Consider the following 25,151-nt stretch of genomic DNA (forward strand, 5'->3'; position numbering starts at 1 on the left):
GCGCAGCCGCGTAATCCGACAACATTGTTGACGTATGTGTTGATGTCGGATTACGCTCCGCTAGTCCGACCTACGCGCGAGCAACTGGGCGACTTGCCCGACCCTGTCTGCGACCGTGCCTGACACATTGACATAGGCGATCCCTCTGCGCGCCAGTTCGACCTGGTACCACGCATGCTGGCGCGCGCGGAAATCCTCGTCGCGGCGCGTGCCGTCCTGGATGAACGGGAAGTCGGGGGCGCACAGCAGCACCAGGTCGTATCCGTGTTCAGCCAGCTGCGCCAGTTCCTGCTCGGCCTTGCCGAACATCTCGATGCAGTAGAAATACGTGGTCATGGGCGAGGTATCGCAAAACACCCAGCGCCGCGCGGCCAATAGCGACTGCGCTTCGCGGCGCAGCTGCTCGCGGCCGATCTTGAGCAGGTCGTCATAATTCAATATGCCATCCTGGTTTTCCCACAGCTCGCGGCCATACTCGGCCACCCAGGCTGTCTGGAAATGCGCCGCCAGCGCTTGCGCCAAGGTCGTCTTGCCGCTCGATTCGCCACCGAGCACGCACACGCGCGTGACAAAATCGGCGCGCACGATGGGCGACAGGAAGGCGCTGTTCGCATGTGGATCTTGCCGCGCCACGGTGCCGGACACGGGCACCACGGTTCTCGCCTGGTCCACGCTCACGTGGGCCACCGGCCCGCTCGCATAATGCCGTTCCAGCACCTGCGCAAAGCCGGGCCCATAGTCTTCGCTGGTGAAGACGGCATCGACGGGCCGCTCCAGCACCGTCCAGCACAGCCAGCCCATGAAGTGGCGATGCAGCTCGCCATCGTCGTCGTTGTGCGGCAAGGTCAGCGCAGGCACGCCGCGCGCGGCGCACAGGGCGGCCAGGCGCGCATCGTCCAGCACGACGATGTGCGCCTGCGGGAATTGCGCGCGCAGCCAACCGTCCCTGCGCGCCGGTTCGTAACCGGGAAATTCGGGCTTGGTGTAGCTGACCACCAGCAGTTCTTCGCAAGCGTTTTGCGCACGGTTGATCAACAGTTCATGGCCCTGGTGCAGCGGGCAAAATTTGCCGACCACGAGGCCACGTTTATATAGGTTCATGCTGCCGCTTCCTGCAAATCCGAGGTGTATTGAATGATCTTGTCCTCCGCCAGCAAAGTCTCGACGGTGATAGCGCCGAAAAAAGGCGCGAGCAAGGCGCGCGCCCTGTCAGCCTGCGGCATGGCGCCCGGCGCCAGGCGCAGCGCGATGGCGCCGTCGCCATGCTGGTGCACGCCGAACAGGGCGATGGCCAGCGGTTTCAGGGCGTGCGTGATGTCGATATTGTTGATCCATTCGCCGTTGACCGTCCTGTAGCGCAAGGGGCTGCGGCCCGCCAGCCCCACCAGCACGGGACCGTGCGGGCCATGCGCCAGCGAAGCGTAATCCCCCGTGCGGTAGCGCACCAGGGGCAGGCAGAAATTGAAACCGCCCGTCACCGTGATCTCGCCACGGACTCCATCGGGCACGGGACGGCCATCCGCATCGAGGATTTCCACGTACAGGCGGTGCTGCAGCAGCACGTGGCCGCCCGCCTGTTCATCGTAGACGGCGACAGGTCCCACTTCATTGAGCGAATAGATATCGAGCACGGGGCAGCCGAACGCCGCTTCCAGCCGCGCGCGCATGCCGGGCAACAGCATCATCGACACGGACATCAGCGCGGCCGGCTTGTGCGCCATGGGCAGGGTCAGCAACTCGGCAAACGAGATGGGGTCGCCCGCGATCAGCTCGGGCGCCATGGCATCGAGATAGCGCGCGCGGTCGTCCGGGTGGCGCCAGTCGTCCGTATGCAGGTTGATCTTCGCCAGACCCGATTCGTTCATCGTCGGCGTGACGGAGACATAAGTGAAGCAGCGGCGCTGGTGCCCCAGCAGCATCACGCCCACCTGGCCCGCGCCATGGCGCAGGGTCACGCCGAAGCGGCGCAGCGCGCGCTTGTGGAAGGCCAGGTAGCGCCCCGCCACCAGCGGGTGCGAGGCGATCAGCAGCGGGTGGCCCGTGGTGCCCGTGGTCTGGAAATTGATCATGCGCTCCAGGTCCGCATCGTCGGGCACGAAGGCGGCGATATCGTGCGCCAGCTCGGCGCGGCTGATGGGCGCCACGTCCGCAAGGCGCGCTGGCGGCGAACCGCAGGCGCGGTAATGCGGCACCGTGGCGTAGACCGTCCTGAGAAAACCGGCCAGCCAGGGCGGCGGCGTATCGGCGGTCCAAGCGACTACCGCATCCATGACTTCCTGCTCATAGGCGCGCAACGCTTCGACCTCCTCTGCCAGCAGCTTGTTGCCACTGCGGTTGCGGTACCGGGGCGCCGCCGGATGGCTGCGCAGTTTTTCCAGCATGCGCGCGCCCGCCGACGCCAGGGTGGGACAGTAGTCGCGGTCCGACTCCCAGGCGCCGCCAGGCAGGTTGACGTCAGGTTTGCCAGCGAGCGTCATTCGCGCGACCACTTGTCGGCCGATTCCTCGGCTGCCTTTTTCGCCAGCGCTTCGCGGATTTCGCGCGCGCGCTGTTCCGCTAACCGGCTCGCTTCGAGCAGGCGGCGCCGTTCCGTGCCGCTGATGGCCGACAATCTGTCCGTGGCCTGCGCCACGCTTTCGTCGCGGGGCCGAAAGCCGAGGCGCGCCAGCACGATGCGCGCCAGTTCCTCGCGCCGCTCGGGGTCTTGCGTGAACTGGTGGGCCGGTGTGGCGGCGGCCAGTTCGCGCGCCGCCTCGCCCAGCACCTGCAGCAAGGCCGGCTGCGGCAACTGCTGGTCAGTAAACCAGTCGTCGGCCAGCAGCCAGCACACGATCATGGCAAGCGCCAGCCGGTTGCGGTCCGCCTTCACTTGCGCGCCGATAAATCCCTGCAGGGACGCGGCCGGCGCGCGGGCGCCATGCAGCAGCAAAATGTCGTTGACCAGCGCGGCCACGGCCACGGCCTGCGCATTGGCGACGCCGGCAATGCGGGGCTCGGCGAGGAATTCGACGGGCGTGTCGGCCAGGCGGTGGGTCAGAGTTTCGAGGTGGGGACCGTGAGTATGCATGTCATTGTTGTATATAGTGGCGCCGGCTGAACGCCCGCGCAAAGTCCAGCAAGTCCTCGTAGCGCTCGACGGCGTGGATATCCCAGCCCTGTTCGCGGCGCGCGCGCTTTAAATCGTCATAGGTTTTCTGCAGCCACGTGTGGCTGGCCGCGCCCTCCCAGTCGCGCTCCAGGTTCAGGGCCATGGTGCCGCCCGCGCCGCCCTGGGCCAGCGCTTTCGCCGAGATATCCCAGCCGCTGTTGCCCAGTTCATCCTGGTCGAACATGGTGGTGATGCCGTCGTCGGAAATCATCAAAATGTGCGCGGGCCGTTCGCGCCTGGCCGCATACGTCTGGCGCAGGCGGTGGATGGGGAAGCAGGTGCCGCCGCCGAAAAATTCCGTCAGCACGCCGAGGATCATGTCTTCATCGCGTACGAAACCCGGCGTTTGCATCACTTCGTTCTTGCCGCTCCACAGGGTCACCTGCACTTTCGCGCCGGCACGCAAGGCCGATAGCGCGATGACTGCGCCAGCCAGGGTCAAAAATGAAGTATGCGACTGCGGGTTCGGCATGGAACCGGAACTGTCCACGTACATGTCGAGGTCAACGGGCACGGCGTCGATGGCGCGCGCCGGTTCGCGGCCATACACGCGGCGCACGGTGGTCACGCCCGGCACGGGGCGCGGCGACTGCATCACCGATTGCAGCCAGTCGATGTCTTCCAGCGGGTCGCCGATTTCCCACGGTTCCAGCCCTTCCATCTGCGGCTCCTGCGACTCGGGCGCGGGGCGGCTGGGGAACGCGACCAGATGCGGCAAGGCCCGTTCGCGGTAGTAGCGGATGGCGATTTCATGGTCGCTCAGGTTCACGCCCGATGCCTTTAGAATGTCGCCCAGCTCGAACGGCTCGCGCAGCTGGCCGCCGCCCTGCCTGGCCGGCGCATCGGCTGCAGGCTCCTCGCCATCGAGGCCCGAGATGCGTTTGTCGTGCACGGGATGAATGGCGCCGTCCGCCTCGTCATCCTCGATCTGCTGCGCGCCATAGGTCTGGCAGCCACGGGCCGCATCGCGCGTGTCGAGCAGATAGCGGCTCGGACTCAAGGCATCCGTGTCTTCCACCAGGTAAGGCAGCAGCAAGGTGGCGAAGCGGCCAGCCGCCAGCATCCAGTCGTTCGCGTATACGCGGATCAGGCGCGCGCCCAGCCAGGCATCCGTGTCCAGGCGCTCATCGGCCTGGCCGCCTCCCAATTCTCCCTTTTCCAGCTGCCACAGGTTTTCATAGATGCGCATGTACAGGGTCCATACACCGCCGCTTTTGGCGTCAGCTTGCACCGTGCGCCCCTGCTGCAGCTTGCGGTAGATGTCGGCCATGCGCAGGTTCGCCTGACGCTGCAGGCGGTCGTTGATGAACAGGTCCGTGTACAGGTTGGCCACCATGGGCGCGTGCTGCTCCAGGGTGGGCAAGGCGCGGCGCATGCGGGCCAGCAGGCGGAACTGGTCGCTCGCGCTGCCCGGCGCGAGGATGTGGTGGCCGATTTCATGGGCGAGCACTTCCAGCGCGTAGTCGTCCAGGCCCAGCTCCGTCACCAGCGGCAAATCCACCACGACGCTCTGGTCCAGCAAACGGATCATGGCGAAGCTGCCGGACAAGCCCTGCTTGCTGGCCTCGACGCGACTGGCGCACAGGCTCGGGTCGCGCAAGCGCGTAAACTTGCTCCACACGGCCAGGGCTCCGGGCCAGGCGGCGCGCCAGGCGTCGATCAGCGCGGTGTCGGCGGTCGTCTTCATGCGAGCGGCAGCAGGCGGATCGCGTGCGTCCAAGGCGACGTGATGGCGAGCGTATGCGCATTCGCGGCGATGGCGATGTCGCCGGCCGGCAGATCGAGCGCGATGCTGCGCGCACCGATATGGACCGTGGCCCCATCGAGGCGCACGGACGGTGGCATGCCGGCATTGGCCTGCTCATACTCCTGCGCCGTGGCGCTGTGCAGCACGGCGCCATAGGCATCGGCCACCAGCAGGTAATGGCGCTCGGCGCTGCGCACGACAAAACCGTCGTTTGTCGCGCGCACCTGCGGCGGCGTGCCGAAATCGCCACCGAGGCCGCTGAAGCTGCCGAACTCTCTGCCCTCGGCATTGCCGCGCCAGGGATAGTCCAGCAACTGCGCCCGCACCTGCGGCCATTGCGCGCCCGGTTCGTCAAACGCGGCCAGCGCCAGCGCTGGCGGCAAGGTGTCGGCGGCGGCCAGCGCGCCCTGGCGGAAATGCGCGACGCCTGCGCGCCAGGCCAGCACCTGGCCTACGGCGCGCAGCTGCGCAACGCTGCCCACTTGCGGTGCCACGGCAGCCATCCCGGCCTGCCACTGCGCGGGCCGCGCGCCCGCCACAGAGTCGATGTGGATGGCGGCGTTGCTGAGCATGCCCAGCACGTCGACGGGGGCCATCGCCAGCAGCGGTGCAAACTGCGGCGCCAGTTCGCGCCACACGGTATTGAGGAACGGGTTTTTCGCGGCCGGACCGGCCAGGCCATGGCCCACCAGTTCCAGGGCCATGTCGTAGGCGGCCAGGGTGGCGCCGCCCACGCGCTCGGGCGCGGTGGCGGTCACGGCCAGCACCAGCGGATCGACGCCATCGTGCAAGAAGGCGCCGAAGGCGGCCATGTCGAGTGAGGGGAAACGCCGGCGCGCTTCCGCCGCACGCGCATTGAACTGGGCGCGGCCGCTGGCGAGTATCGAGGCAAAGGCAGGAGAAATCATCGGTGTCTGTCAGTCACTGTGCGAAAAATGCAGCAGATAGCGTTCGCCATCGCGCTCGAACGCGATCTCGTCCCAGTGGATCGCGTACCAGAAACCGGCGGGCGGCGTCATCGTCACGGCGTGCAGGGAAAACCCACCGAGCGCGTTGTCGATCGATTCCAGGAAGGCGACCACCAGCTGCGCGCGGAAGCGCCCAGGGGGCGCCACCTGCATGTGCTGCGACGAGAAAAACCAGCGCTGGCACACCTGCTCCAGGTGCGCACGCCCGCACGGCGCCGCATGGAGGTGCCACAGGGCCGCCGGCAAGTCGCGTGCGGGTTCGATGACGTGCAAGGCATGGTCTTCCACGCGCAAGCCCAGCGCCGTGGCGAGATCGGGCGCATCGGGCAGGCGCTGCAACTCGTAGCTCGCGCACAGGTCGCTCACTTCGCTATTGAGCAGGGCCAGCGCTTCCAGAAAGCCTTGACAACGCAGGACGCTCATTGCGAACGCAGCCAGCTGCGGTAGTTGGTATAGCGCTGGTGCAGATACTTGAGTTTCAACAGATCGTCGTATAGGGGACCGTACAGTTTTCTCCCCTTTGTGCGTTCGGCGATCAGCTTTTCGATGCGGTTCAAACGCGCCAGGGTCTCGCGCTCGCTGACGCCATCGAGGCCCAGGTCGAATTCGGCGGACAGCACGCCGACAGGATCGTCGCGGTCCAGGTCCAGGCGGTTGAATTCATCGTTGGACAAATCGAACAAACGGCGCAGCCAGCCCAATCTGTCGCTGCGGTAGGCAGCGTTTTCCGGCAGCGCGAAAAATGGCGCGTCCGGGTCCGGCTGCAGCTTGTTATGCAGGACGAACGGCAGCACCTGGCGCAAGTCTTCCAGCTCCACCTCGCCATTGCCGCGGAAATAAGCCATGGCCTTGGCGTAGATCATCAGCGCCATCAGGGTGCGCACGGAGATGCCGTTCAGGGTCTGGCAACCCAGATCCTTCAAACGGTCGCGCCCATTGTCGGCCGCCTGCGCCTGCCCCCGGTCGGCGCCAGCCAGGCGGGCCGTATCCTTGGTCATGTATTCGAACTGGCCGCCGGCCGTCTCGAACAGCTCGAACTGGCTGGCGAAGAATTCCAGGCGGCGCCGCACGGCGTCGGGTATGCCCACCTGGCGGATCGCTTCGCCGATCTGATCGACTTCGCCTTCCGTGAAGATGATATCGGGCGGCACCAGCTCTTCGGGGCGCAGGTTTTCTTCCACGCGCAGCAGCAGTTCATTTAAAAAGCGCGGGTTGAAAGCGAGCGCCTGCACCGTCACGTCGACCCGGTCGCGCAGCGCCTCGATCACCTGGTAGGTGCCGCCGCCCTGGTCGTCGTTGGCCGTCAGATACCAGGCCGCTTCCGGACATTCGTAAATATGGTTCAGCACTTCCGCGTAATTGTCGCCCATGACCGTGAGCAGCGCGCTTTGCGTGCGCGTGGGGATGCGGTTGTATTCATCGACGATTTTCACGCGCATGCCCAGCCAGGCACGCCAGGCGATGCGGATATCGTCCATGCTTTGCGCGTTCACCAGGTCGGCGGGCAGCGGGTTGCCCAGCAAGTCGGCCACCGTCATCTGCGGGTGGCCATGCTGCATGGCGCGCTTGACTTCCTTGACGGTGGAGCCGGCCAGCACGCCCATCAGCAAGGCGCTGGCCGTCTTGCCCCGTCCCGGCCCGCCGACGAACAGGCATTTGCGGCGCGTGGCGAACGTCAGCAGCGGCAGCAGGATAAAACTCGAATAGCTTTGCGCCGACGGCAGATTCAGGGTGCGGCGGCTGTCGCCCACGGAATACGTCTGCGACGGGCCATCGTTGTATTCAATATCGTAATGGGGGCTGATGATGGCGTGGTTGACGATCCAGAAGTAGGCCTGGCGCAGCTTTTCATCGAAGGGCCGCGCTTGCGCCTCGCCTTCCGCTCCCAGCGCGATGGGGCCCTGGTACAGGTCCGCCACGTCGAACTGCCGCGCGACGGGCGCGGACTTGGGTTTGGTGGGGGCCTGGGACAGGCGCTGGAACAGATTAAAAGACGGCATGGCAATACTCTTCCGTTAAGGAAATGAAATTATTGCACAAGCCGCCTGCAAGCACCGGTTCGGATGAAAGCGGACTAGCCCGCCATCGGCGTAGCCAGAAACACCGGCTGCCGCTCGGCCTGCGCCGTCAGCGCGGCTACGGCCGGATAGTCGCCGGCCGCCATCACGTCGGGCACCATCTGCCGAGCGAAACTCCAGGCCACCGCAATGGTGATGCCGGCAATACTCAGGCAGTCCGGCGCCTCTTCGCGCAATGACGCTTCCAGCTGCCGCCACGCCCCATGCAACTGCAGCTGGACGCGGTCCAGCCAGGGCTGATGCTGTTTTTCCTGCGGGCGCAAGCGCCGTTCATAGACGATCTGCACGGCTTTGTCGCAGGCCGCCAAAGCATAGCTGGTCCGGCACAGCGCGCGCAGGCGTTCAGGCTCCGACTCAGGCCTGATGCGGGGAGCATGCACGGCCAGTTCTTCCAGATATGCCAGGATCAGGGTCGAGTCCATCAGCACCTGGCCATCGCCGGTGACCAGGGTCGGCACTTTGACGGCAGGATTGATGGCTTGTACCTGGTCGAAATCGGAAAACACCGACAAGGGCCGGTGTTCATGTTCCAGGCCCAGCACTTTCATGCCAATGGCAACGCGCCTGACGTAAGGCGAATCGAGCATTCCGATCAATATCATGGTCTCTTCCTCTCCATCTGATGAATAAACGCGATCACTTGTGCCGCGACGGCCGCTGGCGCATCTTCCATCAGGAAGTGCCCGGCCTCGTCAAACAGGTGCAAGGTGGCGCCGGGAATATCGCGCTGCAGGCGATAGCCATAAGCCACCGGCTGCCACTCGTCCTGCCGGCCCCATAGTACCTGTACCGGCAAGGTCAACTGCGGCAGTTTTTCGGCAAAGTCCATCGTATGGCAGGCGTTATAGTGCGCCACCTGATGCTGGTAAAACGAGGGCTGCCCCACCACGCCGCACAGCGGCTCCAGGTAACACCGCAGAAGCTCGCCCTGCATCCTGTCCTTGTGAAAAACGGCCATGCCCAGCTGGCGCGCCATCGTGGCGCGATGTTCGCTGGCCGGCGTCAAAGCATACCGGGCGAAGTCATCGCGCAGATGCTTCCAGGTGGGTGATGGCCAGGAATCGTAGCTGGGCGCGTCGGCGATGCTCAAGCTGCGCAGGCGCGCCGCGTGGTCGAACGCCAGGCGCAGCGCAATGGCGCCGCCGATATCGTGGCCGAACACATGGGTGGTCGGCAATTGCCAGTGGTCGAGCAAGGCCGCCAGCAAGGTCACCTGCGCCGCTACCGAGGTATCGGCCTCGACGGGCCGCTCGGATCGTCCAAAGCCCAGCAAGTCATACAGGTGCACGTGGAAACCGGCATCGACGAACAGCGGCACCAGTTCGCGCCAGATAATGCTGTGCGCCGGCGTGCCATGCACCAGCACCAGCGGCGTGCCTGCGCCATGGATGCCGGTGGCGATACGCTGGCCGTGGATCAGGGCGTGGCCATTCAACAGCGGTTCTTGACTCGTCATCAGATGTCCTTTTGTTTGCAGAACCTGCAGGCTAAGGCTAGACTGGACATGACGCCAGCGACATTCTTTTAACCTTCAATCCAACTTTTGTCATAGCCCATGAATTTACGTCTATCCGTCGACGCCCTGCGTGTGTTCAGGGCAGTGGTACAAACCGGCAGCATGAGCCAGGCCGCCAGCCTGCTCCATCTGAGCCAGTCGGCCGTCAGCTGGAAAATCAAGCGGCTGGAGCAGCAGCTCGATTGCCAGTTGCTGGCGCGCAGCGGCGGGCTGTTTGGCACGACCGACCAGGGAGCCGTGCTGCTGCGGCATGCGTTCAACATACTCGACGCCCACGATGACGCCGTCGCCCATTTTTCGCCATCGGCGATGCACGGCCGGCTGCGCATCGGCGTGACGGAGCAGATTGCATTGGCGGACGTGTGCGCGGTGCTGTCGCAGTTCTCGCATCATCACCCCAAGGTGGACGTACAGCTGGTGGTGGAGCAAAGCCAGGTATTGCGCGAACGCTTTGCCAACGGCCTGCTCGATGTGATTTTGCATCAGGATTTTGCCGGCATGGCGGCGCCGGGCGACACGCTGCTATGGACAGAAACGCTGCATTGGTGCGCTGCCACGGCAGAGCAGGCTTTGCCGGAAGAAACCGTCAAGCTGATCACCTACGGGCCGCACTGCTTTTACCGAAGGCTGGCCGAGGAAAAGCTGGGCCAGGCCGGCATGGCCTGGAGCGTGGGCCTGGAATGCCCATCGGTGGCGGGCATGCTGACCGCGATTGCCGCCGGCCTGGGCATAGCGGTGGTCAATGCACGCAACTTGGGCCAGGGCGTGCACCGGCACGCGGCACTGGAACGGCTGGCACCGCTGCCCCGCGTTGCCAGCCTGCTGCGGGCGAATGACAACCTGCCCGACCCGGTGCGTGACGCTTTTTGCCAGCTGCTGCTGGCGGCATTGCAGAAAGCATGAAGGATACCGTCGCTAACGGTGCGGCCAGAGCAAGTCAACCTTCTCGTCATCTGTCAACCAGAAGCGCTTCCCATCCTTGTCATTGTGCGCACCGAATATGTTCTTGTAGTGATAGGTCTTGCAGTGCAGTATCAACCAGGCATGGTAGTAATCATCAAGAAAAGCGCTGAATGTCTGATGGAAGCCGGGTTCGCCTGCGTCTTTTTCGGGCAGCTCGAAGCGACCTATCCTGGCAACGATGTGTGCGATGTCCGGCCTGCCGACGCCGTCAAGTTTCACGGGGTCGGGCAAGGCGATCCTGAACGCCAGCACTTCCGCGCCCTCCTCCTCCCACCACTCGCGCAAATTGAAGCGGGAGATATCTTTTCCGATGAGTGTCTGTAATTGAGTCGCGAGTCTGTCGTATTCGGCGTTGTCGTCGTCGCCATGTGCGTCACAGAACTGCGCATAAGCCTGAATCGATGCCAAAATCGTGGCATACCTTTCTTCCGCCACAGCCAGTTGGGGCTCCAGTGCTTTCCCTGGTTTCATGCTCATCCTTGTTTGATGATGGGCGCCGGCGCCTCGGCGCGCCAGCGCCACCAGCCCAGCGCCACGCAGGCCACCAGCAAGGCCAGCAAGCCCGCCACTTCATGGCGGATTTCATACAGCGAGGCGCCCATCTGGTTGAGCGCGACAAAGCCTTGGATGCCGGCCGTCGATGGCAGCAGCCAACGCAGCCATTGCAGCACGACGGGCATGGACGACACGGGCCAGGTCAGCCCCGCCAGGAACAGCACGGGCATCGAGGTGGCGATCATCAGCTGCGTGCCCCGTTCGCGCGTGCGGAACAGCATGCCCAGCAACATGCCGAATGCCGCTTCCGCCAGCGAAAACAGCACCAGCAGCAAGAGCATGCCGCCGAAGTTGCCGCCACGGGGGTAATCCTGGAACCAGAAGACGAAGCCGAAGAAATAGCAGCAGTTGAGGAAAGCCACGCAGGCAAACGCCAGCAGCATGCCCGCATAGCCGCCCGCCGTGCGCTTTCCCGCCACGGGGAAACTCTTGCGCTGGTACCAGGTGCCGAACAGCATGGTCATGCCGATCAGCAAGGTCTGCTGCACGATCAAGGTGGCCACGCCCGGCACGACATAGGCGCCATAGCCTTCCTTGACGTTAAACAGGGGCACGGCATCGAAGGCAATGGGCGAGCGCTGCTGGTTGGCCTGGACGGTCGATGGCGTGCCCGCGCCCAAACGCTTGATCTCAATACCGGCCGACACCGTGCCCACCACTTCCGCCAGGCCATTCAAGGCTACCTTGTTGAGCATCAAATACAAGCCATTGCCCGCCACCTGCGCGTGGGCCGCGCGGCCGGCCAGCACGTCCGTCTGCAAGCCGTCGGGAATGATCAGCACGCCCATGACCTCGTCGCGCCACAGCAAGTCCTGCGCGACAGGCAGGTCCGGCGTGACGGCCACGACTTGCAGCGACGGATGGGCCATGGCAAAGCGCGTCAGCTGGCGCGACATGGCGCTGCGGTCCTGGTCGACGACGGCCACGGGCACGCGCTGGACGATTTCCGTCGAGTACGGCAAGGGGTAAAAGAAGGAATAGATGATGCCGCCGATGAACAGCAAGGTCAGCGCGCCCTTGTCCGTCAGCATGGCGCGCCAGGTGGAGAGGAAGGATTGCCACATCATGTGCGCCCCCAGGCGGCAGGCGCATTCGCGCGGCGCGCCAGCAGGAACACGCCAACGGCGCCGCAGCCGATGGCAAAGGCGGCCAGGATCAGCATTTCCTGCACGCCATAACGCCACGGCGCGCCGGCCAGCCAGTATTTCGTTTGCAGCTGCAGATAATGCGTGAGCGGCAAGGCTTCCGCCCAGGCGCGGGCCGGCGCCGGCATGGCCATCAAGGGAAAGGCCTGGCCCGCAAACGCGAACGCTGGCGCCGTGATGAAGGCCGCGCCCGACAGGGCCAAGCGCAGGGACAAGGTGGCGCCGATCAGCAAGGTGGCCAGGCCGCAGTAGGCCAGCACCAGCAGCAGCATGCTCAGTACCAAGGCCGGCAAGCTGCCCGCCACGGCCCAGCCCCGCGCCAGGCTGAAGAACAGCAAGTACAGCAGCGCCAGCGCGCAGTAGGCGATGAAGGGAAACAGCAGCTTGGCGCCGATGGCGCGCAGCCAGCTGCCCTTGGCCGTAGCCAGCCATTGCGGAACCGTGCCGTCGCGCAACTCGCGTCCTATGCTCGTGACGACGGCGACGACGATGAAAATCTGCAACATGGCCGGCATCAGGGCCAGGGTCAGGAACGCTTCATAGCTGATGTTCTCGTTGTATAAACTGTTCAAGGTCGTGCGGATCGGTTCGAACTGGGCCGCCGCCTGCACGCCCGACATGCCTTTTTTCACGCGCGCCGTCATCTCGATGCCGGCCGACAAGGTCGTGCTGACCGTGCGCACGTCGCGCAGCAAGGCACCCGCGTGCGAGGAAAATTGCGCGTTGTACAGCCATTGCACGGTGGCTTGCCGGCCGCCCAGCAGTTTCTGCTCGAAATCGTTCGGAATCAGCAGATAGCCGAACGCCGTGCGCTCGCGCAAGCGATGCAAGGCTTCGTCGCTGGACGCCACTTTCGCCGCCACCTTGATGCCTGGCGAGGCATCGAGCCAGCGCGTCAGCTGGCGCGACAAGGTGGAATTATCGTTATCGATGACGACGATGGGCAAGTCGCGCGCGATGCCGGCGGAAAACACCAGCCACAACATGCCGCACAGCACGACCGGAATCCAGCTGAGCATGCCAAAATCCCAGAAGTCGCCGCGCAAGCGCCGCCACTCGCGTGCCAGCGCTGAAACCGGCTCTTTATCCGCTTCGTTCATCTAGTATCAGAGCGGTGGAAACACGACCGACATGCCCGGGCGCAAACCCTCGACCTTGATGGCGGGACGCAAGCGGATTTCAAACGTGCGCAAATCCGTGCCGCCCGGACGTGCCGCGCGCCACGTGGCGAAGTCCGGCAACACGGCCACGGAACTGACCTTGAAGCTGACCTGCTGTTTCAGCGCCGGCACATTGGCCGTATGCGTGCTGCCCATGGCAAACGCGGCCATTTCATCTTCGCGCACTTGCAGCACGGCCCAGGCGTCATCGAGGTTCACCAAGGTGATTACGGGAAAACCTTGCGGCGCCAGTTCGCCCGGCTGTATCTGGATCTTGCTGACCTGCCCGGCCACGGGCGCGGCGATCTTCGTTTCGGCCAAAGCGATCTGCGCTTCCGTCAGCACGGCGCCCACCTGGCGCGCCTGGGCGGCGGCGGCCGTCTTGTCTTCCGGACGGGCGCCCTTTTGCGCCATGTCATATTGCGCGCGGGCAGCCTGCGCCAGCTGATCGGCGGCGCGCCATTGGGCTTGCGCCTCGTCGCGTTTCTGCTGGGCGATCACGCCTTGCTCGTACATATTGTTGACGCGGGTATACGTGGTTTTGGCGATGGCCGCTCCCGTCTGGGCCCGCTCCCAGTTGGCTTTCGCTGCCGCGACTTCTTCCGGACGCGCACCCGCTTGCGCCTTTTGCGCCACGGCATCGGCCGCCTGCGTGGCCGCCGTGGCTTGGGCGATCTTCGCATCCACTTCCGGACTCGTCAGCTGGAACAGCAGCTCACCTTTCGGCACCGTCTGGCCCAGCTTGACGTACAGCTCGCCTACCCGACCCGGCACTTTGGACGAGACATTGACTTCCTGCGCATCCATCTGCCCCTGCAATGACAGGCGCTGCGGCTGGAAGGCCTGGTACAAGCCCCAACCGACGAAGGCAAGCACGATGACGGCGGCGCCGATGGCCAATGGTTTTTTGGAGGTACTCATTATTATTTGTCCACAGGTAATTGGATATCGGCCGCGGCGGCCAGGCTGCCCAGGCGCTGCGTTTCGCCCGTCGCTTCCAGCAATTGCGCCAGCCCCATCACATAGTTATAGGCAGTCTGCGCGCGCTGGGTCTCGACCTTGGCCAGGTTCAGGCGCGCGTCGACCACTTCCAGCGACGTCACTTGCCCTTGTTGGAAAGCCACCGTTTGCAAGCGGATATTTTCGCGCGCCAGTTCCACCGACGAGGCCGTTGACAAATACTGGATGCGGGCGTTTTCCAGCGCGCGCCAGTTCTTTTCGATCAAGGTGGGAATGTCGCGTTCGGCCTGGCGCGCCACCACTTCCACCCGCTCCTGGTCCAGCTTGGCGGCGGCGATCATCTTGCCCGTATTGATGCGGTGCACGAGCGGCACGGACACGACCAGGCCGATGGCCCAGTTCGAGCGCACGAGCTTTTCATTGCCTCGGTTCAAATTGTAGTTACCGATGGCAAACACGGTGGGCGCGTATTCCTTGCCATGCAGCTTCAAGGCTTGCTCGGCCTGCACGCGCTTGCTGTCGATCTTTTTCCAGTTCGCGTTTTCCCGCATGCCCGTGCTGATGAACGATTGCAAGGTGCCGACCGGCAAGCTGTTGACGAACAGCGGCGTGCTGGGCAGCACTTGCGTGTTGACGGCAAGCAAACGGTCGAGCGCCACCTGGGCGATTTCCTCGTCGCTGCGGGCCTGCGCTTCATCGCTGCGGGCGCTGTCCAGGGCCACGTCGGCGCGCAGGCGTTCCGCCCGCGAAATCAGGCCGCCCTTTTCCAGCCTGGCCGCGTCGCGCTGGTGCTGCGTCACGCCGGCCGTCACTTCGGCCCGCACGGCCACCACTCTTTTCGCCAGCAGCAACTGGAAATAGCGCTGCGTCACCAGGGTGGCCAGCTGCTCTTCCGCTTCCGTGCGCTCCGCTTGCGCGGCCAGGGCCAGGCTCGATGCGAGGCCCTTGACGGCGTCCAGGCGCCCGCCCGTGTAGATGGGCCACATGCCCAGCAAGCCGAACGACGTCAAATCCGTCACCACTTCGCGGTTCAGGGAATTGGGAATATGCGGCGTAGGCAGGCCGGGTATCGGCGGCAGCACGGATTCGATGCCGCCCACGATGCCAGACAGGCCGCTCGTATCGATATTCAAGTCCGTCGACAAACGGCCGCGAAACGCCGTCAAGTCCACGGAAGGGCCGTCGATATTCGACAAGGCTTCCGCCTTCAGTGTTTTTGCGCGCACGTCGAGCGCGGCGCCCTGCACGGCGCCCGAAGCCTTGGCCGCTTGTTGCAGCGCTTCGTTAAAGGTCAGCGGTTCCGCAGCGGCGGGCATGGCCGCGCCCAGCGCGCTGGCCAGCAATAATGATAAGTGTCCTTGCAATCTGCCCATGTAGCGTCCAGTCAATGAATGAGGGGAAAGCACGGGGTTGCCATGTTTATACTTTCACAATAGCAATTATATCTATGGATGTCCATTCCAGCCTGCACTATTGGTTACCGTGATTGGCACATGAAAACGGGCGCCTCTTGCGGGACGCCCGTTGCGGTCAAGCCTTTACCAAACTAATTATTTCTTCGCTTTCTTGCTGCCCTTCTCTTTTTCCTTTTCAAACACGGCAAAGAACTCGGACGCCATGTCGCGGATGGCGCGGCCGATGTTGGCGTAGTCGTATTCGTTCAGGTTGGCCAGCGACACGCGGCCGGACGGGTGCGTGGTGCCGAAGCCGCGGCCCGGCAACAGGATGACGCCCGTTTCCTCGGCCAGGCGGAACAGCGCTTCGTTCGGTTTCAGCTTTTTCAGCAGCCACTGCGAAAACTCCACGCCATGCATTTGCGCGGCCAGGGACTCCATGTCCAGCAGATGGTAATAGCGCACGGAATTGGCGTCGTGCACCATCGGCAAGCCCAGTTCGCGGTACAGCGCTTCCTTGCGGCGCAGGACGATGCGCTTCATCGACTGCTTGTACTTTTGCTCTTCATCCATCAGCGAGAACAGGGAGAACAAGGTCATCTGCGCCTGCACGGGCGTGGACAGGCCGGCCGTGTGGTTCAGCGCCACCGTGCGGCTGTCCGCCACCAGGCGGTCGATGAATTTCAGCTCGCGCGGCTCCGTCGTGATCGAGTGATAGCGGGCATCGAGCTGCTTCTTGATGGTTTCCGGCAACTTGGCAATCTTGGCGTCGAGCACATTGTCTTCATGCGTGGCCACCACGCCCATGCGCCAGCCCGTCGCGCCGAAGTATTTCGAGAACGAATACACGAGGATGGTGTTGAACGGGCAAATGGCGAACAGCGAGACGAAATTGTCGGCAAAGGTGCCGTACACGTCATCGGTCAGAATGATCAGGTCCGGGCGCTTCTTGATGATCTTGGCGATGTATTCCAGGGTCTCGTCATCGATCTTGACGGACGGTGGATTGCTGGGGTTGACGAGGAAGAAGGCCTTGACTTTCGGGTCCAGCAGCTTGTCCAGTTCCTTCTTGGTGAATTGCCAGTTGTTCGATTGCGGTGCATCGATGTGCACGGTGTTCAGCTTGTAGTCGTTCAGCTGTGGAATTTCGATGTACGGCGTGAAGATCGGCATGCCCAGGGCGATCGTGTCACCCTCCTGGATGATGTGGTTCGATTTCAGGCTGGCGAACAGATACGTCATGGCGGCCGTGCCGCCTTCGACGGCGTACATGTCGAAGTTGCCGACGAAGGGATGGTCGCCCACCATTTCACGGTGGATATACTGGCCGACGATTTTCTCGGACAGGCGCAGCATGCGGTCCGGCACGGGATAGTTACAGCCGAGGATGGCTTCGCACATCTCGTAGAGGAAGTCGCCTGCGCTCAAGCCCAGCTGGTCGCGCACATACGACACGGCCGCCTCGATGAAATGCACGCCCGGTGTATCAGCATGCTGGCGCACGAAGATTTCAAAACGCGCCTCGATGCCGTCGCGCGTGGGGAAACCGCCCACGTCGTCCATGTACACATAGGAACGTTCCGCTTCCGTCATGGCGAACTGGCCGAACTGGAAGAAGCCGTGGCGCGGCGTGGTGGCAAGGAAATTCGGGTTGCCGCGGCCCGCATTGAGCATCAAACGGTTGCTTTGCTTGGCCGTCTGGATCAGCGCATCCTTCAATTCGAAGGGGCTCAACAGGGCGAGTTTGCTTGGGTTACTGAAATCCATTTTTGCTACTCCTTTAGACAGACAATGTGCAGGGTTCTTGCAGACTCAGACGAAGGCCACGATCAGCGGCCCCAGCAAGGTCAGGAAAACGTTGGCCAAGGCATACGTGATGGCAAACGGTACGGTGGGAATCGAGTTTTGCGCCGCGTTCAGCACTTCGCCGAACGCGGGATTGGCGCTGCGCGAGCCGGACAAGGCGCCCGCGAACACGGCCACGTTGTCATAACGCAAGATGTAGCGGCCGATCAGCATGGTCAAAATCATCGGCAGGATGGTCACCACCACGCCTACGCCAAACAGCGTCAGGCCGTGTTCGCGCACGGTTTGCACGGCTTGCAGGCCGGACGTGAGGCCGACGACGGCAACGAAGCCGGCCAGGCCCAGGTCTTTCAGGATTTGCACGGCGCCGCTGGGCATGTAGCCGAACGTCTGGCGCTTGGCGCGGAACCAGCCGAATACCAGGCCCGACAGCAGAACGCCGCCGCCGCTGCCCAGGGTCAGCGGAATCGAGCCGATGCGCGCCACCAGCAAGCCCACGAGCAAACCGACGACGAGGCCGGCGCCCATGTAGACGAAGTCCGTCTTGGCGCTCGGCACGATCATATAGCCCACTTCGGCCGCCACGCGCTTGACGTCCTGCTCGGCGCCGTAGATGGTCACCACGTCGCCCGTCTGCACGACGGTTTCCGCCTGCATGGGCAGGATCTTGCCCATGCGGCTCAGCTGCACGACAAAGATGCCGTGACGCACGCCCGGCGCCGTCGCGCTGCGGATTTCGCCCACCGTCTTGTTGTGGTAAGCCTTGTTGGTCAGCACCATGTCGCGGCGCTGCATCACCAGTTCCATGCCTTCGACGGCAAGCAATTCCTTGCCCAGCTGGGAAGACACGCTGAGCATGGCTTCGCGCCGGCCCACCAGCAGCACGATATCGTCGGCCGCCAGCACCAGATCCGGGCTGACGTCGATAATCTGGCCATTGCGTTTCACGCGCTCGATGGTGATGGCCGTGTTCGGATTGGCGCTTTCGATCTCTTCCACGGAACGCCCGGCACCGGGGCCCACGTCGTAGATGCGGCCGATCAAGTCAGGCGCGGCCGGCGTCTGGCCAGGTCCCAGCACTTGCACGCCCGCCTGCAGCGCCGTTTCCGCCTTGATCGCGTCTTCGCGGATGGTGCGCCCCATGAGCTTTGGCAAGATGTTGACGCAGACGATGATGGCGCCGAACGAGCCGAACACATACGTCACGGCATAGCCGACGGCCACGTTGCCCTGCAGGCGCGCCACTTCGTCGGCCGCCAGGCCCAGCTTGGTGATCGCGTCGCCGGCCGTGCCGATGATGGCCGACTGCGTCAAACCGCCCGCCGCCACGCCGGCCGCCAGGCCCTTGTCCAGGCCGAACACCTTGGCCATGATGACCACCGTCAGCAGCGCCGTCACGGCCAGCACGACAGCCAGGATGATTTCGCGCACGGACTGGCGCCCCAGCGAATTGAAAAATTGCGGCCCGCTTTCGTAGCCAACCGCGTAAATGAACAGCGCGAACAGCACCGACTTGACACCAGGATCGATGGCGACGCCCACCTGGCTGACGAGTACCGCCACCAGCAGTGAACCGGCGACCCCGCCCAGCTGAAACGAGCCGAACTTGATCTTGCCGATGTAATAACCCGCTGCCAGGGAGAGAAACAAGGCAATTTCAGGCGACTTCTTGAATAACTCATGCAACCATTCCATGCGGACCGCCTTTCATGTTGAAGGAATTCTTTACTGCTTGTGCTCTTGCAGGCTGCTCAGGCGTGGACGGAGCCGGCCAGGGCCACGATCAGCGGCCCCAAGAGGGGCAGCACCACGTTCGAGATGGCATACGTAATCGTGTAGCCGAGCAAGGGCGTGGAATTGCCGGCCGCGTTCTGCACGGCGGACAGGGCCGGCGTGCTGCACTGCTGGCCGGCAATGGCGCCCAGGAGCACGGGTGCTTCCAGCTTGAGGAAAAAGTGGCCTACCAGCAGGGACAGCGAGGCGGGGACGACGGCGATCAACACGCCCATCAGCGGCAACGACAGGCCGTACTGGCGGATCAGGTCGATCGCCTGCGGTCCCGACGCCAGGCCCACGCAAGCAATGAAGGTGGCCAGGCCGATATCTTTCATCATGTCGAGCGCGCTGGGGTGGATGCCGGGCATGCCCGGTTTTCTCGCCTGGTACCAGCCGAACACGAGGCCTGTCAGCAAGGCGCCGCCGCCCGTGCCCAGCGAAAACGGAATGCCGCTCAGCTTGGCTGAAAAGCCGCCGATGTACACGCCGAGCACGATGCCGATGCTGGCGTAGACGATATTGCTGCGCTCGCCCGTGGGCACGCGCTTGCCGATGGCGGCCAGCGCCGTGTTCAATTGGCGCCCTTCCGTCGTGCCGTACAGGCGCAGCACGTCGTCGCGCTGCAAGGAAAGGTCAGGCAGCGGCGGCATGCTGTGCTCGCCACGGACGACGGCCGCCACGTGCACGCCGGACGGCAAGGCCAACTGGCGCAGGGGCTGGCCGACCAGCGAAGCTTGCTGCAGCACCACCTCGACGGCGGAGACCGCCATGTTCAAGCCCGTCGTGTCGGCAAATTCCTCGCCCAGGATGGCTTCGGCCGCCACCAGCGCGGGACGGTGGCCGATCACCAGCACTTCGTCGTTGTTGCGCAGGCGCAGTGCGGGTTCCAGAGTCAATACCTTGCCGTGCCGGCGCACGCGCGTGATGCTGGCGCGGCCCGCGAAAATATGCTGCAAGGCGTCGAGACGGCGCCCCGCGCCGCGGCTGATGCGGTAGGCGCGCCCCACCATGTCCGGCGTCGCCTGCGCACCGTCGCCATCGGTCTGGGCGCCGCCCATCTTTTCCCACAATTTATCGGCTTCCTCGCGCAGGTTGACGCGCAGCAGGAGCGGAAAAATCTGGCTGGTGGCGATGACGATAGCGATCAGGCCGAAGATATACGTGATGGAATACGCGGTGACGACGTTGGCTTGCAGCTCGGCGATGCGGGCAGCCGGCAGCGCCAGCTTCGAAATGGCGTCCGTGGCCGTGCCGACGACGGCCGATTCCGTCGCCGCGCCGGCCATCATGCCGGCCGCCGTGCCCTGGTCCAAGCCCAGGAAACGCGTGGCCAGCAGCACCAGCGCCAGCACCGCCACCACTTCGATCAGGCACAGCAATCCCAGGCGCAAGCCCTTGGCGTTGAGGTTGGCAAAGAACTGGGGACCGCCCGCATAGCCGAGGGCGAAGATGAACAGCATGAAAAAGACGTTCTTGACGCTGGCGTCCAGGGTGACGCCCAGCTGGCCGATCAGCAGCGCGGCGATCAGGGTGCCGCACACGCCGCCCAGCTGGATGGGACCGAAGCGTATTTGCCCTACCGCATAGCCCAGGGCCAGCGCCAGGAACAGGGCCAGTTCCGGCACCTGATGCAATACCGACGTGATCGACTCGAGCATGGGCAAACCTTCGAAAAGATAACGGATGGTTACAAGGGAACAGAGCGTTCGGCGGCTGACGGCAGCTGGCTTTTGAACGGGCGCACGGGTCCTGCACGACAATTGCCATGGCAGCTTATGCTTGCAAAATGTTGCAACGTGGAATTATGTTCGGTGAAAATTTTACAAGTGTCAACAGGTGTTCTGTTGAACTCGCCTTGCGTTTCATCAAACATCGTGCGCACGATTGAAGCAGCTGTTTGACACCGATCAATAAAACTATTAGTAATGTTTTTGACGGTACCAAAGTGCCTTGCGCGCCAAAGGCGTCTCTTCCGGCAAGTCGGGATTGGCCAGCTCCAGCACGTAACGATGGGGCAGCTTCAGGCCCTGCGCGAGGCGGCCAAAATGGCGCTGGAACAGCTGCGCGAAACTGCCATCGGCCAGCATGGTTTCCAGTCCGATTTCAATATGGCGCGCCAGTTCCGGCCGGTGCTTGCCAACAAAAAAGTACAGTGCGGCCGGATAGCGGATGACCAAGTGGGTGTCGAGCGCCAGCGGCAATTGCGCATGGCTGGCCAGCTCGCTTTGCGCCTCGATCACGGAGCGGGGAAAGTAGTCGATGCGCCCCGCCGCCAGTTGCTGGAACAGGCCTTCGTAGGTGCTCGAAGTATCGAGGCGCAAGCCATTCGCCTGCAAGATGACGGAGTCGGGCCAGTCGCGCATCTGGCCCGCCGACAGCCGCGCCAGCGCGGCGATGCTGCGCACGTCGCGCAGCAGTTGCGGCTGGCGCGCGTGGATCAGGGCCACTCGCCAGCCGATCAGGCCGCGGTCGATGGGGATGCGCACCGGCAGCAATTGCGTTTCGCGCGCGCGGCTCGTCATGGTCCAGACGACGTCGACGCTGCCTGACGCCGTGGCGATTTCCTGCATGGCGCGCGTCTGCACCATGCGCAGCGCGGAGCGGCGCAAGGCATAGACCTGGCCCGAACGGGCCAGCGCCTGTTGCAGCAAGGCCGTCACATAGCCTTGCTGCGGATCATCAATCGCCTGGTGGCGCGGATACACGAGCGGCAGCGGCGACGACTTGCCGGCGGCGGCAGCGCCCAACGGCCACAGGGCGGCAAGCTTGAGCAGGGGGCGGCGCTGCATGGGCCCTCCTTTCCAGCGCTTTCATCAGCGTTCTTATCAGAATGACAGTATCACGCAGCAGAGCACGCTTGTCGACTCGAATATGGAAACTGTGTACAAAACAACAGCACTTCCAGACTGGACAGCAGGGGCGGAATTAATCCAGATCAATAAAACCGCAAATAGAAAATAAATCCTGCGTGCTGCTCTGGACGGCATGCGCGCCCCTCGCCTACGCTGTTTTTTTATCTGAAAAACAAGAGGAACCCATGCAGACAGCACGCTTGAATATTATCGGAATGGATCATGAAGGCTGTGCCGACAGGCTGACGGGCGCGCTCGAAGCCGTCACGGGCGTGGCCACCGTCTGCGTCTCGCTGGCGCGCCACGGCGCCACGGTGCAATTCGACGAAAAGCTGGCCACGCAGGAACGCCTGCTGGCCGCCGTCAACGACGCCGGTTTCATGGGCGAAGCGACGGATGAAGAACAGCTGGCCTCGTGCAGCGGCGCCTGCGGCCACTGCCGCCATTGAACGCCAGCCTCCCGCCCTGCTCCGCTACTCTCCTCCGCTCACCCTCCCCGTGCGCCCCGGTCGCGCAGATGCGCCAGCACGCGGCGCGGTCCCAGCGCCTGCAGGTCGAACGGCGGCAACTCGATGGCGTCGAGCGTATTCTTGAACAGCAAGCCCAGTTCCGTATCGCCTTCCAGGCTCAAACGGCGGCTGAAGAACAGGGTGTCCGGGTCTTCCTGGCGCCGCGCCAGCAGCATCAAGTCATGCACGCTGGCGGCGATGCACAGGTCCGGCACGTCGACATAGCGCTCGGCCACGAACACCGTTCCCTGCCACTCGAAATCGAAGGCGATGCCCGCGTCCAGCAGGCGCAAGCGAAGACTGCGCCCTTCCAGGCTACACCGCACGTCGTCGGGCAATTGCGGCGCCAGCAGGCGGTTCAAGCCTTGCACGAACAGCCACGAGGCAGGATACGGCGGCAGCTTGGACAGCAATTCGGCCAGCGGTTCGGGCAGCCGGTACGATACGCCCGGCTTGCTCATGGGAGGCTTGGCCGGGACGGGCAATCTTTCCAGTTGATCTTGCATGTGCTTCCTTTCGATGCGTTCAATGGGCGGCGTGCTGTTCCATGCCGGGCTGGCCGTGCCAGTAGCCGTCGCAGGCGCCGGCCGGCTGGCAAGCGGCCAGCTGGGCCTGGGCGCCGATGCCGCTGACCTGGCCGCGGCGGGCGCGGTCGAAGATGGCGATGACTTGTTCCGTATGCATGGCTTGCGGGCTGATGCGCGCCACGGATACGCCCATATCGCGCATGGCGTCGAGTTCGCGCACCAGGTTGTAGACGAGGGCCGACTGCGTCTGCGTGCCGTTGAGCACAAGGAACGGCACTTCGTCGCGCGTGCGCAGCAGCAGGCCGTCCGGTTCTTCCAGGCAGCTGTAGCCGCAATCGTCCTTCGGCAGGTTGCGGTTGCGCGCCGTGAAGCAGCGCGCGGAAAACGCCAGCGGCATGCGGCCGTAGGCGAAGACTTCCGTCTCCAGCCCATCCGGTTTCTGGCGCTGCATCTCGGCCAGCGCCGTCTGCCCCATTTCCAGCGGCATCACCCAGCGCCGCGCGCCCAGGCGCGCCAGCAGTTGCAAACTGGGGCCATTGAACAGGTTCAGATGGGGACCTGCGACGAAGGGCGTGCCCTTTTCCATGCAGTGCACGGCGCCCATGTCGTTGGCCTCGACGCCGTAGCGGCCATTGCCCGTGATGCGGCGCAGGGTCGCCAGTTCGGCGCCCGCCTCGATCAGCGCCTGCGTCGACAGCACCACTTCCTTGCCGGCGGCGGCCAGCATGTCGGCGATATCGAGCCAGTCGGCCAGGCGTACTTCATGCCGGCGCGAGCAGACGGTTTCGCCCAGGTAGACGATATCGACGGCGGTGGTGGCGATCTGCTGGTAAAACTCGAAGACGGTGGCGCGCGGCCAGTAGTACAACAGAGGACCCAAAGAGAGTTTCAACATATTCATCCTTTATTTCCAGGAGCGGTGATAGGCACCCAAAGTGTGCTGCTGCCCTTCGGCCAGCTTGTCCATGGACGCCATCCAGGCCGGCTTGACGGCGTAGCGCGCATTGCCTTCGCGGCAGGCGTCGATCGCTTCGCGCCACACGCGCGTCACCTGCGCCACGTAGGCGGGGCTGCGCTGGCGTCCTTCGATCTTCACGGCGCGCACGCCCATGGCGATCAGCTGCGGCAGCAGCGCCAGCGTGTTCAGGCTGGCCGGCTCCTCGATGGCGTAATACTCTTCGTCGTTGACTTCGAAACGTCCCTTGCACAGGGTGGGATAGCTGGCGTTTTCGCCTGGCGCGTAACGGTCGATCAGCACGCCGTTCAGGCGCGATTCGAGACCGTTCGGCGTTTCCAGCCAGCGCACGGATTTCGCCGGCGAGCACACGCCGTGGGTATTCGGCGCCTCGCCCGTCGCATACGACGACAGTGCGCAGCGCCCTTCGACCATCACGCACAGGCTGCCGAAGCCGAAGACCTCGATCTCGACTTCCGTCTTGGCGATCAGTTGCTCGACCTGCGCCATCGACAGCACGCGCGGCAGCACGGCGCGGGCGATGCCGAAGTGTTCATGGTAAAAATTGATGGCTTCGTAGTTGGTGGCCGAGCCCTGCACGGACAGGTGCAAACGCAGCTGCGGGTGATGCTGGGCCGCGTAGGCCATCAGGCCCGGGTCGGCCACGATCATGGCGTCGATGCCGGCCTGCGCGGCGCGGTCGATGGCGCTGCGCCACACGGCCCAGTTGTGCGGCTGCGGATAGGTATTCAGCGCCAGCAGTACCTTGCGTCCGTATTGGTGGGCGTAGCGCACGCCCTCGGCGATGGCCTTCTCGTCGAAATTGAGGCCGGCGAAATTGCGCGCATTGGTGGCGTCGCGAAAGCCCAGGTAGACGGTGTCGGCGCCGTTGTCGATGGCTGCTTTCAAGGCAGGCAGGCTGCCGGCGGGGCAGACCAGTTCCAGCGGTCCGGCCACGCGGGTGGCGGTGGTTGATTCAAGCATCATGATGTTCACAGTCCTGTATCGGCTCAGGGTGCAGACTATAGCCCCGCCCATACCGCCCAGTCCTTGACGCAGGTGAAGGAATGCATGCATGGCTGGCGCGCGTTC

Annotated in this window: 23 protein-coding genes; 2 read left to right on the forward strand and 21 right to left on the reverse strand. The window is 64.0% G+C overall.

What is annotated here, in order from left to right; genetic code table 11:
- Window positions 1-60: 60 nt before the first annotated feature.
- From GYK42_RS12950 to GYK42_RS12990, 9 genes are all read right to left on the reverse strand, one after another.
- Complete coding sequence (locus GYK42_RS12950; RefSeq protein ID WP_166447834.1) at window positions 61-1,101, reverse strand: AAA family ATPase; 1,041 nt, start codon at window positions 1,099-1,101, stop codon at window positions 61-63.
- Window positions 1,098-2,477, reverse strand: coding sequence for an AMP-binding protein (locus tag GYK42_RS12955; RefSeq protein ID WP_166447835.1), 1,380 nt, complete (start codon window positions 2,475-2,477; stop codon window positions 1,098-1,100). Before GYK42_RS12955 ends, GYK42_RS12950 begins: the two co-directional genes overlap by 4 nt.
- On the reverse strand, window positions 2,474-3,067 hold the full coding sequence (locus GYK42_RS12960) for a hypothetical protein (RefSeq protein ID WP_166447836.1): 594 nt from the start codon (window positions 3,065-3,067) through the stop codon (window positions 2,474-2,476). The genes GYK42_RS12955 and GYK42_RS12960 overlap by 4 nt, the downstream gene beginning before the upstream one ends.
- A 1-nt stretch (window position 3,068) precedes the next feature.
- Window positions 3,069-4,835: a vWA domain-containing protein gene (locus GYK42_RS12965; protein ID WP_166447837.1), complete on the reverse strand. Its 1,767-nt coding sequence runs from the start codon at window positions 4,833-4,835 to the stop codon at window positions 3,069-3,071.
- Window positions 4,832-5,803, reverse strand: a complete 972-nt coding sequence (locus GYK42_RS12970; protein WP_166447838.1) for a hypothetical protein — start codon at window positions 5,801-5,803, stop codon at window positions 4,832-4,834. The genes GYK42_RS12965 and GYK42_RS12970 overlap by 4 nt, the downstream gene beginning before the upstream one ends.
- Window positions 5,804-5,812: 9 nt before the next feature.
- Entirely contained in the window at window positions 5,813-6,286 is a 474-nt protein-coding gene (locus tag GYK42_RS12975) for a hypothetical protein (RefSeq protein ID WP_166447839.1), read from the reverse strand.
- On the reverse strand, window positions 6,283-7,863 hold the full coding sequence (locus GYK42_RS12980; RefSeq protein ID WP_166447840.1) for an AAA family ATPase: 1,581 nt from the start codon (window positions 7,861-7,863) through the stop codon (window positions 6,283-6,285). The genes GYK42_RS12975 and GYK42_RS12980 overlap by 4 nt, the downstream gene beginning before the upstream one ends.
- A gap of 74 nt (window positions 7,864-7,937) precedes the next feature.
- Window positions 7,938-8,543: a glutathione S-transferase gene (locus GYK42_RS12985; protein ID WP_166447841.1), complete on the reverse strand. Its 606-nt coding sequence runs from the start codon at window positions 8,541-8,543 to the stop codon at window positions 7,938-7,940.
- A complete protein-coding gene (locus GYK42_RS12990; protein WP_166447842.1) occupies window positions 8,540-9,397 on the reverse strand; it encodes an alpha/beta fold hydrolase in 858 nt (285 codons plus the stop codon). The genes GYK42_RS12985 and GYK42_RS12990 overlap by 4 nt, the downstream gene beginning before the upstream one ends.
- Window positions 9,398-9,496: 99 nt before the next feature.
- On the opposite strand from GYK42_RS12990, the gene GYK42_RS12995 reads away from it, so the two are divergent.
- Complete coding sequence (locus GYK42_RS12995) at window positions 9,497-10,360, forward strand: LysR family transcriptional regulator (RefSeq protein WP_166447843.1); 864 nt, start codon at window positions 9,497-9,499, stop codon at window positions 10,358-10,360.
- Between the two features lie 12 nt (window positions 10,361-10,372).
- On the opposite strand, the gene GYK42_RS13000 is transcribed toward GYK42_RS12995, so the two are convergent.
- The 9 genes from GYK42_RS13000 to GYK42_RS13040 all read right to left on the reverse strand — a co-directional run bounded on the left by GYK42_RS13000 (window position 10,373) and on the right by GYK42_RS13040 (window position 22,005).
- Window positions 10,373-10,891 carry a hypothetical protein gene (locus GYK42_RS13000; RefSeq protein WP_166447844.1) on the reverse strand — a complete coding sequence of 173 codons (519 nt, stop codon included), beginning with the start codon at window positions 10,889-10,891 and terminating at the stop codon, window positions 10,373-10,375.
- 2 nt (window positions 10,892-10,893) lie between these two features.
- Window positions 10,894-12,042 (reverse strand): ABC transporter permease, encoded by a 1,149-nt coding sequence (locus GYK42_RS13005; RefSeq protein ID WP_166447845.1) that lies wholly within the window; start codon window positions 12,040-12,042, stop codon window positions 10,894-10,896.
- Window positions 12,039-13,220, reverse strand: coding sequence for an ABC transporter permease (locus GYK42_RS13010; protein WP_166447846.1), 1,182 nt, complete (start codon window positions 13,218-13,220; stop codon window positions 12,039-12,041). The genes GYK42_RS13005 and GYK42_RS13010 overlap by 4 nt, the downstream gene beginning before the upstream one ends.
- A gap of 6 nt (window positions 13,221-13,226) precedes the next feature.
- The gene (locus tag GYK42_RS13015; RefSeq protein ID WP_166447847.1) at window positions 13,227-14,201 is read right to left on the reverse strand and encodes an HlyD family secretion protein; all 975 of its coding nucleotides are present in this window, start codon (window positions 14,199-14,201) and stop codon (window positions 13,227-13,229) included.
- 2 nt (window positions 14,202-14,203) lie between these two features.
- Window positions 14,204-15,613: a TolC family protein gene (locus GYK42_RS13020; RefSeq protein ID WP_240943579.1), complete on the reverse strand. Its 1,410-nt coding sequence runs from the start codon at window positions 15,611-15,613 to the stop codon at window positions 14,204-14,206.
- Window positions 15,614-15,790: 177 nt separating this feature from the next.
- Window positions 15,791-17,401: a bifunctional aspartate transaminase/aspartate 4-decarboxylase gene (locus tag GYK42_RS13025; RefSeq protein WP_166447848.1), complete on the reverse strand. Its 1,611-nt coding sequence runs from the start codon at window positions 17,399-17,401 to the stop codon at window positions 15,791-15,793.
- Between the two features lie 45 nt (window positions 17,402-17,446).
- Window positions 17,447-19,135 carry an aspartate-alanine antiporter gene (gene aspT / locus GYK42_RS13030; protein WP_166447849.1) on the reverse strand — a complete coding sequence of 563 codons (1,689 nt, stop codon included), beginning with the start codon at window positions 19,133-19,135 and terminating at the stop codon, window positions 17,447-17,449.
- 56 nt (window positions 19,136-19,191) lie between these two features.
- Entirely contained in the window at window positions 19,192-20,874 is a 1,683-nt protein-coding gene (aspT, locus tag GYK42_RS13035) for an aspartate-alanine antiporter (RefSeq protein ID WP_166447850.1), read from the reverse strand.
- A gap of 261 nt (window positions 20,875-21,135) precedes the next feature.
- Window positions 21,136-22,005: a substrate-binding periplasmic protein gene (locus GYK42_RS13040; RefSeq protein ID WP_166447851.1), complete on the reverse strand. Its 870-nt coding sequence runs from the start codon at window positions 22,003-22,005 to the stop codon at window positions 21,136-21,138.
- 248 nt (window positions 22,006-22,253) lie between these two features.
- Here GYK42_RS13040 and GYK42_RS13045 point away from each other — a divergent pair, with 248 nt between their 5' ends.
- Window positions 22,254-22,517, forward strand: a complete 264-nt coding sequence (locus tag GYK42_RS13045) for a heavy-metal-associated domain-containing protein (protein WP_046683619.1) — start codon at window positions 22,254-22,256, stop codon at window positions 22,515-22,517.
- 38 nt (window positions 22,518-22,555) lie between these two features.
- Here GYK42_RS13045 and ubiT read toward each other — a convergent pair whose 3' ends face one another.
- Genes ubiT through ubiU form a run of 3 tightly spaced genes read right to left on the reverse strand, consistent with a single transcriptional unit; the run spans window position 22,556 to window position 25,046 of the window.
- Entirely contained in the window at window positions 22,556-23,083 is a 528-nt protein-coding gene (ubiT, locus tag GYK42_RS13050) for a ubiquinone anaerobic biosynthesis accessory factor UbiT (protein ID WP_240943580.1), read from the reverse strand.
- A 19-nt stretch (window positions 23,084-23,102) separates the two neighbouring features.
- Window positions 23,103-23,999 (reverse strand): ubiquinone anaerobic biosynthesis protein UbiV, encoded by an 897-nt coding sequence (ubiV, locus tag GYK42_RS13055; RefSeq protein WP_166447852.1) that lies wholly within the window; start codon window positions 23,997-23,999, stop codon window positions 23,103-23,105.
- A gap of 9 nt (window positions 24,000-24,008) precedes the next feature.
- A complete protein-coding gene (gene ubiU, locus GYK42_RS13060; RefSeq protein ID WP_431190171.1) occupies window positions 24,009-25,046 on the reverse strand; it encodes a ubiquinone anaerobic biosynthesis protein UbiU in 1,038 nt (345 codons plus the stop codon).
- Window positions 25,047-25,151: the final 105 nt, after the last annotated feature.

It is taken from the genome of Janthinobacterium lividum, from assembly GCF_011601275.1.
Classification (GTDB): Bacteria; Pseudomonadota; Gammaproteobacteria; order Burkholderiales; family Burkholderiaceae_D; genus Janthinobacterium; species Janthinobacterium lividum_E.

Bases quoted from the DNA above. Each gene is read 5' to 3' on its own strand.
- GYK42_RS12950 (WP_166447834.1), bottom strand. From the start codon at position 1,101: ATGAACCTATATAAACGTGGCCTCGTGGTCGGCAAATTTTGCCCGCTG.
- GYK42_RS12955 (WP_166447835.1), bottom strand. From the start codon at position 2,477: ATGACGCTCGCTGGCAAACCTGACGTCAACCTGCCTGGCGGCGCCTGG.
- GYK42_RS12960 (WP_166447836.1), bottom strand. From the start codon at position 3,067: ATGCATACTCACGGTCCCCACCTCGAAACTCTGACCCACCGCCTGGCC.
- GYK42_RS12965 (WP_166447837.1), bottom strand. From the start codon at position 4,835: ATGAAGACGACCGCCGACACCGCGCTGATCGACGCCTGGCGCGCCGCC.
- GYK42_RS12970 (WP_166447838.1), bottom strand. From the start codon at position 5,803: ATGATTTCTCCTGCCTTTGCCTCGATACTCGCCAGCGGCCGCGCCCAG.
- GYK42_RS12975 (WP_166447839.1), bottom strand. From the start codon at position 6,286: ATGAGCGTCCTGCGTTGTCAAGGCTTTCTGGAAGCGCTGGCCCTGCTC.
- GYK42_RS12980 (WP_166447840.1), bottom strand. From the start codon at position 7,863: ATGCCGTCTTTTAATCTGTTCCAGCGCCTGTCCCAGGCCCCCACCAAA.
- GYK42_RS12985 (WP_166447841.1), bottom strand. From the start codon at position 8,543: ATGATATTGATCGGAATGCTCGATTCGCCTTACGTCAGGCGCGTTGCC.
- GYK42_RS12990 (WP_166447842.1), bottom strand. From the start codon at position 9,397: ATGACGAGTCAAGAACCGCTGTTGAATGGCCACGCCCTGATCCACGGC.
- GYK42_RS12995 (WP_166447843.1), top strand. From the start codon at position 9,497: ATGAATTTACGTCTATCCGTCGACGCCCTGCGTGTGTTCAGGGCAGTG.
- GYK42_RS13000 (WP_166447844.1), bottom strand. From the start codon at position 10,891: ATGAAACCAGGGAAAGCACTGGAGCCCCAACTGGCTGTGGCGGAAGAA.
- GYK42_RS13005 (WP_166447845.1), bottom strand. From the start codon at position 12,042: ATGATGTGGCAATCCTTCCTCTCCACCTGGCGCGCCATGCTGACGGAC.
- GYK42_RS13010 (WP_166447846.1), bottom strand. From the start codon at position 13,220: ATGAACGAAGCGGATAAAGAGCCGGTTTCAGCGCTGGCACGCGAGTGG.
- GYK42_RS13015 (WP_166447847.1), bottom strand. From the start codon at position 14,201: ATGAGTACCTCCAAAAAACCATTGGCCATCGGCGCCGCCGTCATCGTG.
- GYK42_RS13020 (WP_240943579.1), bottom strand. From the start codon at position 15,613: ATGGGCAGATTGCAAGGACACTTATCATTATTGCTGGCCAGCGCGCTG.
- GYK42_RS13025 (WP_166447848.1), bottom strand. From the start codon at position 17,401: ATGGATTTCAGTAACCCAAGCAAACTCGCCCTGTTGAGCCCCTTCGAA.
- aspT (WP_166447849.1), bottom strand. From the start codon at position 19,135: ATGGAATGGTTGCATGAGTTATTCAAGAAGTCGCCTGAAATTGCCTTG.
- aspT (WP_166447850.1), bottom strand. From the start codon at position 20,874: ATGCTCGAGTCGATCACGTCGGTATTGCATCAGGTGCCGGAACTGGCC.
- GYK42_RS13040 (WP_166447851.1), bottom strand. From the start codon at position 22,005: ATGCAGCGCCGCCCCCTGCTCAAGCTTGCCGCCCTGTGGCCGTTGGGC.
- GYK42_RS13045 (WP_046683619.1), top strand. From the start codon at position 22,254: ATGCAGACAGCACGCTTGAATATTATCGGAATGGATCATGAAGGCTGT.
- ubiT (WP_240943580.1), bottom strand. From the start codon at position 23,083: ATGCAAGATCAACTGGAAAGATTGCCCGTCCCGGCCAAGCCTCCCATG.
- ubiV (WP_166447852.1), bottom strand. From the start codon at position 23,999: ATGTTGAAACTCTCTTTGGGTCCTCTGTTGTACTACTGGCCGCGCGCC.
- ubiU (WP_431190171.1), bottom strand. From the start codon at position 25,046: ATGATGCTTGAATCAACCACCGCCACCCGCGTGGCCGGACCGCTGGAA.